Here is a 13,344-nt window from a genome sequence, read left to right on the forward strand (position 1 = left end):
GTAACAAAAAAGCAGTAATTTTTCAACTGCTCTTTCTTATTTATTTAGCATAATCTACTGCACGAAGCTCGCGAATCACGGTTACCTTGATATTTCCTGGGTAATCGAGATTGTTTTCAATTTTCTCACGAACTTTGTGAGCCAAAATTGTGACTTTGTCGTCCTTGATTTGTCCTGGATTGACCATGATACGGATCTCACGTCCTGCTTGAAGGGCAAAGCTAGTTTGCACTCCCTCAAAGCCGTTCGCAATTTCTTCCAAATCATGGAGACGCTTGATGTAGCTTTCAAGAGACTCACTACGAGCACCTGGACGAGCCGCGCTCAAGGCGTCTGCTGCAGCAACGATCACTGCAATGACACTTTCGGCTTCGACATCTCCATGGTGACTAGCAATCGTATTCACCACAACTGGGTGTTCCTTGTACTTACGGGCCAATTCCATACCGATTTCAACGTGGCTACCTTCAACCTCGCGGTCAATAGCTTTCCCGATGTCATGAAGGAATCCAGCACGACGGGCAAGAGCCGCATTTTCACCAAGTTCGCTCGCCATGATACCAGCCAACTTAGCAACCTCAATCGAATGGCGCAAAACATTTTGTCCATAAGAAGTACGGAACTGCAAACGTCCCATAATCTTCATCAAATCTGGATGAAGGTTTGGTGCACCAATCTCATAGGCAGCAGCCTCACCATATTCACGGATCTTATTGTCAATCTCTTGACGGTTTTTCTCAACCAACTCTTCGATACGAGCTGGGTGGATACGACCATCTTTGAGCAACATTTCCATAGTCATACGGGCAATCTCACGACGAATCGGGTCAAATCCTGACAAGGTCACCACTTCTGGCGTATCGTCGATAATCACATCAACCCCTGTCAAACTTTCAAAGGTGCGAATGTTACGACCTTCACGACCAATAATGCGTCCCTTCATAGTATCATCTGGCAGATGAACCGTTGAGTTTGTTGACTCCGCTACATATTCACCAGCGATACGTTGCATAGCTTGAACCAGGATATCCTTGGCCATTTTGTCAGAACGTTCCTTGACCTCTTGCTCAGCTTCACGAATACGGCTAGCAATTTCCTTGGTCAAATTTTCCTCTGTCTGAGCCAAGATAATATCTCGTGCTTCTGCCTGAGACAGGGCACCAATACGCTCTAGCTCTGCTTCTTTTTGTCTTTCGACTTCCTCTAATTGCTCTTCACGCGCATCAAGGTTTTTCGCTCTATCAGAAATACTTTGTTCTTTTTGTTCAAGTGTTTGTTCTTTACTCGTCAAATTGTCGTCTTTACGGTCAAGGCTAGTAGCTCTCTCTGTCAAACGACTTTCGATTTGTTTGAGTTCTTGACGTTCTGATTTGAATTCAGCGTCCACTTCTTCACGGTATTTTCTGGCTTCTTCTTTGGCCTCCAATAGTGCTTCTTTTTTAAGAGACTTGCTTTCACGTTTGGCTTCATTAACAAGTAAATCTGCTTCACGCTCAGCTTGTCCACGTAAATTAGTTGCTTCTTGTTCAGCATTTAAAAGCATCAACTCCGCAGCTTCCTGAGATGATTTCATCTTGGCTGAGATGCTGACATATCCAATGACTAAACCAATGATGACGGCAAAAACAGCAATCGCAAGCGACATGATTTCCATGTTTTTACCTCATTTTATTGTTATTCCGAATGACATACATTCTTTTACATTCTACCATAAAAAAGTGATTTTCACAAACCTAAAATAGAATATGTTTTGGGGAATTTAGCGTGAATTTGGAGTTTAACTCCCTGAATTTATTTGGATAATCTTTATTACTGAGAATCCGTAACGTCAGTAAAAATTTAAAAAAGCCCACCTTTCAGTAGACTTAGTAATGATCTTTGAAAGACAAGAAAGCCACGCTATCTCCATCCATCATATAAATCAAGCGATTTTCTGCGTCAATACGACGTGACCAGGCTCCTTGGTAGTCATACTTGAGTGGTTCTGGCTTACCTATTCCTGTAAATGGATCGCGTTGAATATCCTTGATTAGCATGTTGATTCTTTTTAGGGTTTTCTTATCCTGAGTTTGCCAGTAGCAATAATCTGCCCAGGCATCTTCTGTAAACTTGAGCAGCATTTCTTACTCCTCAATAACATGGACCTGAGTACTTCCAGCACGAACTTGAGTCATTCCTCGCAAAACCTTGTCTGATAACTCCTTATTTTGAGCGATTCTCAGGGTTTCTTGAATACTATCCCACTCACTCTTTGAAAGGACTACAATGTCCTCATCTGGATTTTTATTGACCACCGTCAAAGGTTCAAACTCATCGTTTACCTTCTTCATGTAGTCTTTTAAATGATTTCGGAATGTTGAGTAAAGAACTGCTTCCATAACCATACCTCATTTTACCTCTTTTCCACTATTATACACGAAAAGAAAGAAATTGTCAGGAACTTGTACAAGATTTTCTTTTCTATCTATTTATTCGTAAAAAATCTCAAAAAGCCTACTTTGCAGTAGACTTAGTTCTTTTCTATTCTAACCGGCACTCTGCCAAAATTCTGCTCTTCTATACTTGGCTTTCCTAGTTGGTAAATCTGGTCTGCCTTTTGAGTCATGGCATCCCAGGGTTCTTTGCCAATTCGGCTGACTAGATTGACCTGCCCTTTCAGAGACTTAAGATGCTGCCTGCCTTTTTCGGTAAATCCAAGGACATGAATCCCTTCTGGCAAATCACTTTCTCTTGCCTGTACTAAGATATAGGTCAAGAGGCGTCTGACACGCGCCTTGGTGTAACGTTTGGTCGCAACCGCTTCTACCAATTCTTCCACAGACTGGGCTGTCTTGATGGCATCCTTGATGCGCACTGCCATTTCTTGATTGACCTGATAAATGGTGGTTAGTTCTGGATTTGACAAGATTTGGTATCGGAGCAAGGGAAAATAGTCATCCCAGCTCACCTTACTCGCCTGCTCAAAGGTGGCAACAGATGGCATAAAGCATTTTAAAAAATCTTGGTCCTTCTGGTGCTGACGGAGGGCTGTCGCCGAAGCAAAGTCCACATCCTTATCCACAGAATGGTAACCAGCGCCCTGACGCTGAATCGGATGTAGCTTGATGTTTCGTCCCGCAACCGCCTTGGCATAGGCCAGAGCAAGAACATGATTGGGCGTATTTCCTGAAAAATCAAGACCTGCAAACTCCTTCCACATGGCCTGGGTCTTCTGGGGATAAGAAAGAGAATCAGGAAGATTTTCCACAAATTTCTCCATCTCAGCACCTTGTTCTGTGTATAAGTCAGCGATTTTCTGGTAATCCAGAACTTCCTCCGTCCCAAATGCTAGAGTATCAATGCCTAAACAATCCAAGATATCCACAGCTCCTTGGCCAAAGAAATCTGCCGCCTGAACACTGACTAAAAAGGGCAATTCCACTACCAGATCCGCTCCATTTTCAAGCGCCATCTGAGCCCGTGTCCACTTATCCACGATAGCAGGCTCTCCACGCTGCATGAAATTCCCTGACATGGCAACGATTTTCAGCCCCTCAGCCTGATTTAGCAGGTATTTATGCCCATTATGAAAGGGATTAAACTCCGCGATAATACCTGTGATGGTCATGCTAATCTCCTACTTCTGCGCCACAAAAAACCAACGGGTGCTGGTTCCTGTAGGTTCCTTGTCCTCAAAGTCCGCATAGAGTTTGAAGGACTTGAATCCAGCCTGTTCCAGCAAAATATCATAGGTCAAGACCTCATAGGTTCGCTCCTCATGCACTTCATCGTAGCGACTAAAGGACCCATCAGCCTCCTTGACAAAGAAAGTCAACTCATGCACAATGGAGTGAGGTGCCGCATCCTCGTAGGTGTCCCAGAGCATAGCGAAATCTTCCGCATTTTCATGGTAGGAATAGCCTGGGAATACTTCATCTGTCTGATAGGTCGAATGCACATCAAAGATGAAAACTCCATCTTCATTGAGGGCATTATACACTTCCTTAAAGACGTCTCCTACCTCCACCTCATCCTGCATGTAGCAGATAGAGTCCGAATAACAAGTGACAAAGTCGTATTGACCTGCCTTGGACAAATCCAGCATATTTCCTTCAATAAAGTCAATCTTTTGTTTGGCTGAAGCAGCTCTCTTCTCAGCAATCTTCAACATATCCGCGCTCAAATCAAGTCCAGTTACATCAAAACCAGCCTGAGAAAAGCGCACAGACTGAATGCCTGTCCCACAAGCCAATTCCAAAAGCTTCTTTCTCTCCTTGGTCTTAGGCAAATGACGTAGCGAAAAATCCGTCCATTTATCGTATAAACTATCGTCCATGACCGCATCATAGACCGCCGCAAAGGTTTCATAAGTTGCCATAATCATGATACCAAGAGCCTCCATGGCAAAACACCACTCGCCCTATACCTTTCTATCAATTTCTTCTAAAATAAGCAAATAAAACCCAGTTGACTGCAACTGAGTTCGATTTTAACGCAGTAGTCTTTTCGTTTGCTTTTAGTACTAGGCAACGAATTGCAGGCATAACTAGAGTTAGGCAAAATGAGTTAACGCCGTAATAAAAGATAAAGGAAAAGACTATAAAGTTTCAGATAAATCTACTGACTCTGCCTCATGCCATAGTTTTTCTAGGTTATAGTGGGCACGCATTTCTTCTGAGAAGATATGCACTACAACAGCACCTAGGTCCAGCAAAACCCAGCCTCCCGCTGCATCGCCTTCAACATGGCTACCTTTAAAGCCTGCTTCCGCTACTTTTTCACGGATATTATCAGCAATAGCATCCAACTGACGGCTATTCATCGAGCTAGTGATAACAAAGTAGTCCGTCACGCTGGTTAAATCTTGTACATCAAGTGCGAGAATATCCTCCGCACGTTTCTCATCAGCCGCTTTCACGACTAGTTCTAGTAATTCTTTTTCGTTCATTTAGTCCTCTTTCTAGAAAATATGTTTGTAATCTAGGACATCTGCAAAGCGCCCCTCCCAAATGCCCTCATAAAATTCATTTATCGTTTCTGCTGAAATGTCTTTCCCATCAAACGTTGTGCAAGTTCCTTCTGGAATAATAAGCTGATAGCCATATTCAAAAGCAACCTTGACAGAGGTATCCACACAATATTCTGTCTGCATACCACATAAAACTAATTTTTCAATCCCCTGTTTATCCAAGTATTCTTTTAAACCTGTTTCTTTGAAAATACTGTTATACTTCTTCTGAAAGACCTTTTCATTAGGTTTTCGACTTAAAAGCTCAGATAACTGCCAATCTTCTGATGTTTGAGCTTCAGCGTTCTCAATATGTTGAACATAAATAATTTCGATATTCTTGCTTCTAGCCTGGTTTTGTAAATAAGAAATTTTTTCCAATAGACTTTTTGTCTGGAACCCAGTTTCCACTAAAATATTCTGAACATCAATGATTATAAAAGCCGTTTTCATTTAGTCCTCTTTCAAATAGTGCACAAAGGCGTTATAGGTTTCAAGGGTTTGGGGATAGATGGGAAATCCCTGATGAGCCAGATGCTCCACGGTACGAGCTGTTTCGTAGGCCACTGCCTTATTGAGCGATAGCTCAGCAATTTCACGCGCCACATCCACTCCAGGAAATACCCGATTGTGCTCGATATAGTCTGCGACATAGATAACCTTATCTAAATCGGTCATCTGACCAGCTCCGACTGTATGGATTTCAATGGCTCTCAGGATTTCCGAATCATGCAAATTCAAATCTTCCTGAATCTTGTAGATGCCAACCATACCATGCCAGACATTATTACCCCAGTTTTTGAGGTCAGGGTCTAACTGAAAACGATCAATCAAGTCTAAAAATTCCTGATCTGACAGCTTTTTAGCATAGTCATGAAGAAGGCCTGCTAGACCAGCTTTCTCAGCATCAACTCCGAATCTTTTTGCTAGCTCTATGGCTGCACGCTCCACACCCAAGCAATGGGTTAAACGTTTTTCAGGTAGAAGCTCTGCCATTCTTTCCAACAAAGCCTCACGGGAGCAGTTGATATAGTCTTGATAGGCCATCAGTAGAGCTCCTCCTTCTCGATGTAGTCCAGCACAGACTGAGGTAGGAGAAAGTTGGGTTTCCGTCCTTGGGCAATGAAGTCACGCACCATGCTGGATGAGATATCCATGAGAGGCACATCCACCCAGATAACTGGATATGAAGTTCCAGCCTTGTAACGTGGGCGCTGAACTCCAACAAACTGAACCATGTCGACCAGTTCATCAATTCGGTACCACTTAGGCAGGTAGTCTACCATATCCGCACCAATAATGAAGTAATAATCCGTATCTGGATGTTGCTCTGTCAAAATTTTCATGGTGTCGTAGGTGTAAGAAATGCCCTTACGTTCCAACTCAATGGTTTCAATGGCTAGGCCGTCAATCCCCTCAATCGCCAACTCAAGCATCTTGAGACGATGGTATTCAGGGATGGTTTCTTTTTTGTCCACATGAGGGGGTTGGTATTCAGGCATGAGCAAAACCTGGTCCAATCCCAACTGTTGCCGTACTTGGTCCGCAACAATCAGATGGGCATTGTGAACAGGGTTAAAATTCCCCCCTAAAATCCCGACTTGTTTGCGTTTTTTCTCCTTGATTTCTGGCTCCAACTCTACCTTGGTAAAGGGAGTCAATAGTTCTATTGCCATAGGCTAGTCTCCTTTATTTCTCTGTAAAAACAGTTATTTGGAGTATTTTTTTAGATTTCTTTGACTTTTTTAGAAATCTTGCGATTTTCTTTCTTGCTAGATTGTTTAAACAAAATCAAGATCCGTCCGATTTTTTGGACTGTATCCACACCGATTTCTTCTTCCAAAATTTCAGCTACTTCGTGGATATTTTCATCGGTGTTTTGCAAAAGAGTCACCTTAATCAATTCGCGGGCATCAAGAGCCTGACGGACGCTGGTTTTGATTTGGTCGTTGAGTCCATTTTTTCCGATTTGGATGATGGGTTTGAGGGTGTGTGCCTGGCTGTTGAGGAAGGCACGTTGTTTCGATGTTAATGACATAATTTCTTAAAAGAGTTTCTCTTTATACTTTTCTAAAGTGGTGGCGGACGTCAGCAAAGTCCTTCGGACTTTCATGACTAAAATTTGAGCCTAAGGTCTCAAATTTTCCGCAGTTGGTACAATCACTTGTACCAACTGACACCACAGCGAAAAGTATTCGTTATGGGCTCGCCCGAATTTAGACAACTCTTTCCTTTCTGTGTTTAAATAATTGCTTTTCGTGTGACGACGGCGACTCCTTCTGGTGCCCAGACTGCGACTTTTGCTGTGCCTGTTACGCGAATCCAGCCTAAGCCTGAGATGACTAGGTCTGTCTTGTCCTTGATGGTAAATACATGTTGAACTAATTTTGGAAAATCTTCTTTTTCCTTACTATTTGGTGGTGTTAAAAGCGTTCCGACGTGCTTATCGTAAAAGGCACCAGCGCCTTCAAGCTTGGTACGGTGGAGTTTGAGTTCATTGTCAAAGAAGGCTGTGAAACCTTGTTTTTCTCCTGAAATGAAGTCAAATCGTCCCAGGCCACCTAGAAACAGGGTTTGTTCAGGATTGAGCTGATAGGTTTTAGGCTTGATTTCCTTTTTGGGGCTGACATACTTGAGGTTTTTAGCCGTCAAGTAGTGGGCCATCTGGTGGCGGTGGATAATTCCCGGCGTATCGTAGATATAAGAACCGTCATCAAGCGGAATCTCGATTTTGTCCAAGGTTGTTCCTGGGAAGCGCGACGTCGTAATGACATTCTGATCACCCGTAATTTCTTGGATAATAGCATTGATTAGAGTTGATTTTCCAACGTTGGTCACACCGACCACATAGACATCGCGGCCCTTACGGTAGTGTTCAATCTTGTCAATGACTTCCTTAATGGCATGCTTGTTTTGTGCCGAAGTTAGGACGACATCAACTGGACGGAGACCTTCTTCGTGGGCACGTTCCATGAGCCACTGGCTAATCTTACCAGGCTTAACTGACTTAGGGAGGATATCTTTTTTATTTCCTACCAAAAGGACATCATTACCTGAGACAAAACGTGGCAAGCCTGGGATAACAGAGCCATTAAAATCAAAGATATCAATGACATTGACCACTAAGGCATCACTGTCTCCCACCTCGTGCAAGAGCTTGAGGAAATCATCGTCCGTCAACTGGACATCCGTGATTTCATTGTAGTGGCGGAGACGGAAACAGCGTTGGCAATAGACTTCGCCAGTTTCCAAACCTTTTTCAAGTGCCGACTGGGGGGTAAAACCAAGACCAGCCTTATCTGTCGTCTGAATGGTTGCTCCACAACCAATACAGAGAATTTCTTCCATAGTTAAATTCCTTTTTTATATGTAATTGGTCCGTACTTTTCAGTGATTTTTCGCATAACACGGCGCTCACGAGCACGGTTAATCTGTGTCTTGATCGAGTCGTGTTGAACCAAGGGCTTGACCAAAATTGAGCGAATGCCAGCACGGTGGGCTGCTCGTATATCTGTCATAAGCTGGTCGCCGACCATGACCACTTCACTTTTCTCATAGTGGAATTCCTTCATGGCACGGTCAATCCCAAATGTGAAGGGCTTCAGAGCCCAATAAACGTAATCAATTCCAAACTTCTCAACTGCACGTTGGACGCGTTTTTTAGTGTTATTTGATACCACAATGATGCGAATGCTCGCGTCCCGAAGGTCATGTAACCATTGCTTCATCTCTGGTGTCCCATCTGGGTTGTTCCAAGCTATGAGGGTATTATCCAAATCGACCAAAACAGCCTTGATTCCCTGCGCCTGCAGGCTTTGGACTGTCAAATCATAAACTGCTTCTACAGCAAAGTCTGGCATGTAGTTTTCAATCACCATTTTGGCTCCTTTTCTTTTATTTTCTAGTAATTTTCTTCAGCCATTGAGATAAGGCCACCCATAAAATCAAGCTAGTCATTAAGATATAAATCCAAGCATTTGGCTCTTCTGTAAATGGTAGAGGAACATTCATTCCGAAGAAACCTGTAATAACCGCAAGTACTGCTAGTAAGACGGAGATAATAGTCAAAATTGACAAACTATCATTCAAGTTATTGTTTAGGATGTTGTTGTAAGAAGCTGAGAGTTGTTGCAAGACTTGAGAAATCAAGTCTGTCATAGACACCAACTGATGGGCTTCAATCATGGCATCATCAAACTGCTCTCGTTCGACATCATTAAATCTCCGATAAAGAGCATGGCCCTGGATATGTTCCAAGAGGAGTCGATTTTGTTTTGCTGCTGCTGTCAAGTAAACCATACCTGTCTCCAAGTCAGAGAGGGCGAAGAGATTTTTCTTTGTTGTAGTTTGACGTAGCAAGGCACTAATTTCGTCCTTACTTTTATCCATCTCTTCAATGACAGGATAATAAGCGTTACTGATAATCTCTAAACCAGCAAAGAGAAACTTGTAAATAGAAAGCGACTCATGGCTATCCAGATAAGCTGACATCTGATCAATGACATAAGCATTCTTATGGTTGCTGATGGTAATCATTCGTTGTCTTTCGACGATAAAGGTCATCGGAATCGCTTCATAATATTCTTTGTCTTTTTCTAAATCAAGAACATTATAAATAAAGGTTACCGTCTCCGTTTCACGGTTATAATCCATATGAGCTCGTTCATTTCTATCCAGAGCATACTCAATGGTTTCCTTGTCCAATCCATAGATGTCAGAAAGATCTTCCATATTTTTAATCTTATCCACATCAAGGTCTATCCAGGTACAACCATTGCCCAACTGCTTTTCTAAAACCATCTTTTCTCCTTTATTAAACTCTTTCTATTGTACCATAAATCTGCTAAAATTTCAGGCCTGGTCTGTACGAGAGAAATTGCTGACAACGGTAATATTCCGATTGGGGACGAAGTGCAGAACCTGATCTTCTCCTCTGAGTTGTGTTGTTCGAATACCAACGCTGACGACCTTGCCCGAGACAGTAATAGGCCCATTTGTCAGAACAACCTCATCCCCCACATCCAGTTGACGTTCGAAGAGGATGAAAAAGCCATTGATAACATCAGACAGAAAACCTTGGGCTCCCATCCCAATAGCCACCCCAGCGATTCCAGCACCTGCCAGCAAACTAGAAACTGGCAAACCTAAAATCGACAAAATGCAGTAAAGCAAAAAGAAATAAAGGGTATAATTAAACACATTTTCTAACAGACGTGAGATGGTTTTCTGACGCCCGACATCGTGACGAGACATTTTTAGAGAAGGTTTAACAATTCTCTGCACCATGGCATGGAGCAATTTCTTAGCTATATAAAAGAGTAAAAATAAGAATAAAAGAGAAAGTAACTTGGTTAAGATATTCTCGATAATCGCTGTAACATCAAGCTTATTGAGATAGGTTTGAATAAATTCTTGCATAGAAAACTCCTTTCATTTATTATACCATACTTTCATAAAGTGTCATTCTCCATAAATATTCAAAAATAATTTCAAAAATAGACAGAAAATTCTTGATTTTAGTTCATATTTATACTATAATCATAAACATTACACAACAAAGGAGATTGTTATGAAAAAATTTATTCATGCTTGGAATAAGGCAAGCCTAATCAAACGTATCCTGATTGGCATGCTTATTGGAGGAACCCTAGGACTGACACTTCCTAACATTTCAGGAATTGGCCTGCTCGGAGATCTCTTTGTTGGTGGCCTCAAAGCCATCGCACCGATTCTAGTATTTGCCCTCGTTGCCAATGCCCTTTCCCAACATCAAAAAGGGCAAGATAGCAACATGAAAACCGTTATCTTCCTTTACTTAGTAGGAACCTTTGCGGCTGCCCTTATCGCTGTACTAGCAAGTTTCATCGTACCTGTTGAAATTACACTAAATAGTGCTAATACCGATATTGCTCCACCAGATGGGATTGGACAGGTCCTAAGCAACCTCTTGCTCAAACTGGTTGACAATCCAGTCAATGCCCTCATTACTGCCAACTACATCGGTATCCTATCTTGGGCAGTTGTTTTCGGGATTGCCATGAGAGAAGCCAGCAAAAATAGTAAAGAATTACTAAAAACTATCGCTGACGTGACTTCTAAAATTGTCGAATGGATCATCAACCTGGCTCCATTTGGAATCCTTGGCCTTGTCTTCAAAACTATTTCTGATAAGGGAATCGGAAGCCTTGCCAACTACGGTATTTTATTGGTTCTATTAGTAACGACTATGCTTTTTGTTGCCCTTGTGGTCAACCCTTTGATTGCCTTCTTCTTTATGAGACGCAATCCTTACCCTCTAGTTTGGAACTGCCTCCGTGTCAGCGGTGTGACAGCCTTCTTCACTCGTAGTTCTGCGGCTAACATTCCTGTAAACATGAAACTCTGCCATGACCTTGGACTCAACCCAGATACCTATTCTGTTTCTATCCCACTTGGTTCTACTATCAACATGGCAGGGGCAGCGATTACCATTAACGTTTTGACCCTTGCTGCAGTTAACACTCTTGGAATTCCTGTTGACTTTGCAACAGCCTTTGTCCTCAGTGTGGTAGCAGCTATCTCAGCCTGTGGTGCTTCTGGTATTGCGGGAGGTTCCCTCCTTCTTATCCCAGTTGCTTGTAGCCTTTTCGGTATTTCTAACGATATTGCCATGCAAGTTGTTGGGGTTGGATTTGTGATTGGTGTCATCCAAGACTCATGTGAAACAGCCCTTAACTCTTCTACAGATGTCCTCTTTACCGCCGTTGCCGAATACGCAGCAGTCCGTAAAAAATAACTCATAAAGGCAAGCCTCTCAGGTCTTGTCTTTTCCGCTTTTATTCTTACTTATTAGGAAATTCTTATGTCTATTAGCCAACGTACGACCAAGCTCATCTTAGCTACCTGCCTTGCCTGTCTTCTTGCTTATTTTCTCAATCTCTCCTCAGCTGTATCAGCTGGAATCATCGCTCTCTTGAGCCTATCTGATACGCGTAGAACTACCTTAAAACTGGCTCGCAATCGTCTTTTTTCCATGCTTCTAGCTCTGGCTATCGGTGTTTTAGCTTTTCACTTGAGCGGATTTCATATCTGGAGCCTTGGCCTCTATCTTGCCCTCTACGTGCCCCTAGCCTATAAGATGGGCTGGGAAATTGGCATCACACCAAGCACTGTTTTGGTTAGCCACCTCTTGGTACAAGAGTCAACCTCTCCAGACCTTCTAGTCAACGAATTCCTTCTCTTTGCAATCGGTACTGGATTTGCCTTGCTTGTTAATCTCTATATGCCTTCACGAGAAGAGGAAATCCAGCACTACCACACATTGGTAGAAGAAAAATTAAAAGATATCCTCCAGCGCTTTAAATATTATTTATCCAGAGGGGACGGCCGCAACCGAGCACAGCTGGTGGAAGAATTAGACACCCTTTTGGAAGAAGCCCTCAAACTGGTCTATTTAGATCACTCTGACCACCTCTTTCACCAGACCGACTACCATATCCACTACTTTGAGATGAGACAGCGACAAAGTCGTATCCTACGAAATATGGCCCAGCAAATCAACACCTGTCACCTAGCTGCCAGTGAGAGCCTGATTTTGGCCCAACTCTTTTCAAAAATTGCCGGTCAACTGAGCCAGACCAATCCTGCTTCTGATTTGCTAGATGAAATTGAACGCTATCTGGAAGTCTTCCGTAACCGCAGTCTGCCCAAGACAAGAGAAGAATTTGAAACCCGTGCCACCCTTCTTCAACTCCTACGTGAAGCAAAAACCTTCATACAAGTAAAAGTTGACTTTTACCAAAAATATGGACAGTAATACTCTTCAAACTACGTCAGCTTCCATCTACAACCTCAAAACAGTGTTTTGAGCAGCTTGCGGCTAGCTTCCTAGTTTGCTCTTTGATTTTCGAAGAGTATAAAAAAGAAAACTTCAGACCAATCACAAAAGGTGAATATCTGAAGTTTTCTTTTATTTGTAAGTTATCACCATAAAGGTTAATAGTAGAACAAATAAAGCCAAACTCACTAATAAGGTGAGCACCTTTACCAAGGTGTTGCTCTGCCAGTAACTTGGTTTACCAATATTACTAGTGGCATCCATGGAAAATAGTTGATTTTGACGGGGTTGGATGGTTACCAATACAATCAAAGCAAGAGATAGGACAATAGCTAAAACAATCAGTATTTCAATCATAGGCCTACCTCAAAATTCCCAGCAAAGTAAAGAGTAAACCAATCAGAATCATTAAGCCCAGTAAGAGTGAAAAAGTCTTACTAATCTTTTCCCCTCGGGTTTCTTTTTCCTTCTTGATAGGTTTTTGTTTCAACTCTTCCATGCGACCTTCAACGTCTTTGTAAAATAAATCTTCCTCTGACAT

At 42.4% G+C, this 13,344-nt stretch carries 18 protein-coding genes; 2 read left to right on the top strand and 16 right to left on the bottom strand.

Annotated features, from left to right (window positions below; genetic code table 11):
• Positions 1-40: 40 nt before the first annotated feature.
• The 14 genes from O3636_RS03230 to O3636_RS03295 form a co-directional block, all read right to left on the bottom strand.
• Positions 41-1,654: a ribonuclease Y gene (locus O3636_RS03230; protein ID WP_000404936.1), complete on the bottom strand. Its 1,614-nt coding sequence runs from the start codon at positions 1,652-1,654 to the stop codon at positions 41-43.
• A 211-nt stretch (positions 1,655-1,865) separates the two neighbouring features.
• Positions 1,866-2,120: a Txe/YoeB family addiction module toxin gene (locus O3636_RS03235; protein ID WP_000924733.1), complete on the bottom strand. Its 255-nt coding sequence runs from the start codon at positions 2,118-2,120 to the stop codon at positions 1,866-1,868.
• A 3-nt stretch (positions 2,121-2,123) separates the two neighbouring features.
• The gene (locus tag O3636_RS03240; RefSeq protein ID WP_000388574.1) at positions 2,124-2,378 is read right to left on the bottom strand and encodes a type II toxin-antitoxin system Phd/YefM family antitoxin; all 255 of its coding nucleotides are present in this window, start codon (positions 2,376-2,378) and stop codon (positions 2,124-2,126) included.
• Positions 2,379-2,509: 131 nt separating this feature from the next.
• Positions 2,510-3,607: a nucleotidyltransferase gene (locus O3636_RS03245; protein ID WP_371641689.1), complete on the bottom strand. Its 1,098-nt coding sequence runs from the start codon at positions 3,605-3,607 to the stop codon at positions 2,510-2,512.
• Positions 3,608-3,616: 9 nt separating this feature from the next.
• Entirely contained in the window at positions 3,617-4,357 is a 741-nt protein-coding gene (locus O3636_RS03250; RefSeq protein WP_371641726.1) for a class I SAM-dependent methyltransferase, read from the bottom strand.
• A 219-nt stretch (positions 4,358-4,576) separates the two neighbouring features.
• Positions 4,577-4,927, bottom strand: coding sequence for a ribosome silencing factor (gene rsfS / locus O3636_RS03255; protein ID WP_261012857.1), 351 nt, complete (start codon positions 4,925-4,927; stop codon positions 4,577-4,579).
• A gap of 12 nt (positions 4,928-4,939) precedes the next feature.
• On the bottom strand, positions 4,940-5,440 hold the full coding sequence (locus O3636_RS03260; protein WP_261012858.1) for a cysteine hydrolase: 501 nt from the start codon (positions 5,438-5,440) through the stop codon (positions 4,940-4,942).
• A complete protein-coding gene (gene yqeK, locus O3636_RS03265; protein ID WP_261012859.1) occupies positions 5,441-6,034 on the bottom strand; it encodes a bis(5'-nucleosyl)-tetraphosphatase (symmetrical) YqeK in 594 nt (197 codons plus the stop codon).
• Positions 6,034-6,663, bottom strand: coding sequence for a nicotinate-nucleotide adenylyltransferase (locus tag O3636_RS03270; protein ID WP_261012860.1), 630 nt, complete (start codon positions 6,661-6,663; stop codon positions 6,034-6,036). The genes yqeK and O3636_RS03270 overlap by 1 nt, the downstream gene beginning before the upstream one ends.
• Before the next feature lie 50 nt (positions 6,664-6,713).
• Positions 6,714-7,025, bottom strand: a complete 312-nt coding sequence (yhbY, locus tag O3636_RS03275; RefSeq protein WP_000060169.1) for a ribosome assembly RNA-binding protein YhbY — start codon at positions 7,023-7,025, stop codon at positions 6,714-6,716.
• Positions 7,026-7,228: 203 nt separating this feature from the next.
• Positions 7,229-8,335, bottom strand: a complete 1,107-nt coding sequence (gene yqeH / locus O3636_RS03280) for a ribosome biogenesis GTPase YqeH (RefSeq protein ID WP_219966920.1) — start codon at positions 8,333-8,335, stop codon at positions 7,229-7,231.
• 2 nt (positions 8,336-8,337) lie between these two features.
• Positions 8,338-8,865 carry a YqeG family HAD IIIA-type phosphatase gene (locus O3636_RS03285; protein ID WP_000234222.1) on the bottom strand — a complete coding sequence of 176 codons (528 nt, stop codon included), beginning with the start codon at positions 8,863-8,865 and terminating at the stop codon, positions 8,338-8,340.
• Positions 8,866-8,881: 16 nt separating this feature from the next.
• Complete coding sequence (locus tag O3636_RS03290; protein WP_000242267.1) at positions 8,882-9,787, bottom strand: magnesium transporter CorA family protein; 906 nt, start codon at positions 9,785-9,787, stop codon at positions 8,882-8,884.
• A gap of 51 nt (positions 9,788-9,838) precedes the next feature.
• Positions 9,839-10,405, bottom strand: coding sequence for a mechanosensitive ion channel family protein (locus tag O3636_RS03295; protein ID WP_001154852.1), 567 nt, complete (start codon positions 10,403-10,405; stop codon positions 9,839-9,841).
• Between the two features lie 151 nt (positions 10,406-10,556).
• On the opposite strand from O3636_RS03295, the gene sstT reads away from it, so the two are divergent.
• Together sstT and O3636_RS03305 are read left to right on the top strand one after the other, a co-directional pair.
• The gene (gene sstT / locus O3636_RS03300; RefSeq protein ID WP_371641693.1) at positions 10,557-11,762 is read left to right on the top strand and encodes a serine/threonine transporter SstT; all 1,206 of its coding nucleotides are present in this window, start codon (positions 10,557-10,559) and stop codon (positions 11,760-11,762) included.
• A gap of 66 nt (positions 11,763-11,828) precedes the next feature.
• Positions 11,829-12,782 (top strand): aromatic acid exporter family protein, encoded by a 954-nt coding sequence (locus tag O3636_RS03305; RefSeq protein ID WP_371641695.1) that lies wholly within the window; start codon positions 11,829-11,831, stop codon positions 12,780-12,782.
• Positions 12,783-12,935: 153 nt separating this feature from the next.
• On the opposite strand, the gene O3636_RS03310 is transcribed toward O3636_RS03305, so the two are convergent.
• Positions 12,936-13,160, bottom strand: coding sequence for an accessory secretory protein Asp5 (locus O3636_RS03310; protein WP_000569974.1), 225 nt, complete (start codon positions 13,158-13,160; stop codon positions 12,936-12,938).
• A gap of 4 nt (positions 13,161-13,164) precedes the next feature.
• Entirely contained in the window at positions 13,165-13,344 is a 180-nt protein-coding gene (asp4, locus tag O3636_RS03315) for an accessory secretory system protein Asp4 (protein WP_001287962.1), read from the bottom strand.

The sequence above is a fragment of the Streptococcus sp. 27098_8_76 genome (assembly GCF_041432315.1).
In the GTDB taxonomy this organism is placed as follows: domain Bacteria; phylum Bacillota; class Bacilli; order Lactobacillales; family Streptococcaceae; genus Streptococcus.

Excerpts from the sequence above, each read along its gene's own strand:
- O3636_RS03230 (WP_000404936.1), bottom strand. The coding sequence starts at position 1,654 with ATGGAAATCATGTCGCTTGCGATTGCTGTTTTTGCCGTCATCATTGGT.
- O3636_RS03305 (WP_371641695.1), top strand. The coding sequence starts at position 11,829 with ATGTCTATTAGCCAACGTACGACCAAGCTCATCTTAGCTACCTGCCTT.
- O3636_RS03245 (WP_371641689.1), bottom strand. The coding sequence starts at position 3,607 with ATGACCATCACAGGTATTATCGCGGAGTTTAATCCCTTTCATAATGGG.
- yqeH (WP_219966920.1), bottom strand. The coding sequence starts at position 8,335 with ATGGAAGAAATTCTCTGTATTGGTTGTGGAGCAACCATTCAGACGACA.
- O3636_RS03240 (WP_000388574.1), bottom strand. The coding sequence starts at position 2,378 with ATGGAAGCAGTTCTTTACTCAACATTCCGAAATCATTTAAAAGACTAC.
- rsfS (WP_261012857.1), bottom strand. The coding sequence starts at position 4,927 with ATGAACGAAAAAGAATTACTAGAACTAGTCGTGAAAGCGGCTGATGAG.
- yqeK (WP_261012859.1), bottom strand. The coding sequence starts at position 6,034 with ATGGCCTATCAAGACTATATCAACTGCTCCCGTGAGGCTTTGTTGGAA.
- O3636_RS03295 (WP_001154852.1), bottom strand. The coding sequence starts at position 10,405 with ATGCAAGAATTTATTCAAACCTATCTCAATAAGCTTGATGTTACAGCG.
- O3636_RS03260 (WP_261012858.1), bottom strand. The coding sequence starts at position 5,440 with ATGAAAACGGCTTTTATAATCATTGATGTTCAGAATATTTTAGTGGAA.
- asp4 (WP_001287962.1), bottom strand. The coding sequence starts at position 13,344 with ATGTCAGAGGAAGATTTATTTTACAAAGACGTTGAAGGTCGCATGGAA.
- O3636_RS03270 (WP_261012860.1), bottom strand. The coding sequence starts at position 6,663 with ATGGCAATAGAACTATTGACTCCCTTTACCAAGGTAGAGTTGGAGCCA.
- yhbY (WP_000060169.1), bottom strand. The coding sequence starts at position 7,025 with ATGTCATTAACATCGAAACAACGTGCCTTCCTCAACAGCCAGGCACAC.
- sstT (WP_371641693.1), top strand. The coding sequence starts at position 10,557 with ATGAAAAAATTTATTCATGCTTGGAATAAGGCAAGCCTAATCAAACGT.
- O3636_RS03235 (WP_000924733.1), bottom strand. The coding sequence starts at position 2,120 with ATGCTGCTCAAGTTTACAGAAGATGCCTGGGCAGATTATTGCTACTGG.
- O3636_RS03310 (WP_000569974.1), bottom strand. The coding sequence starts at position 13,160 with ATGATTGAAATACTGATTGTTTTAGCTATTGTCCTATCTCTTGCTTTG.
- O3636_RS03290 (WP_000242267.1), bottom strand. The coding sequence starts at position 9,787 with ATGGTTTTAGAAAAGCAGTTGGGCAATGGTTGTACCTGGATAGACCTT.
- O3636_RS03250 (WP_371641726.1), bottom strand. The coding sequence starts at position 4,357 with ATGGCAACTTATGAAACCTTTGCGGCGGTCTATGATGCGGTCATGGAC.
- O3636_RS03285 (WP_000234222.1), bottom strand. The coding sequence starts at position 8,865 with ATGGTGATTGAAAACTACATGCCAGACTTTGCTGTAGAAGCAGTTTAT.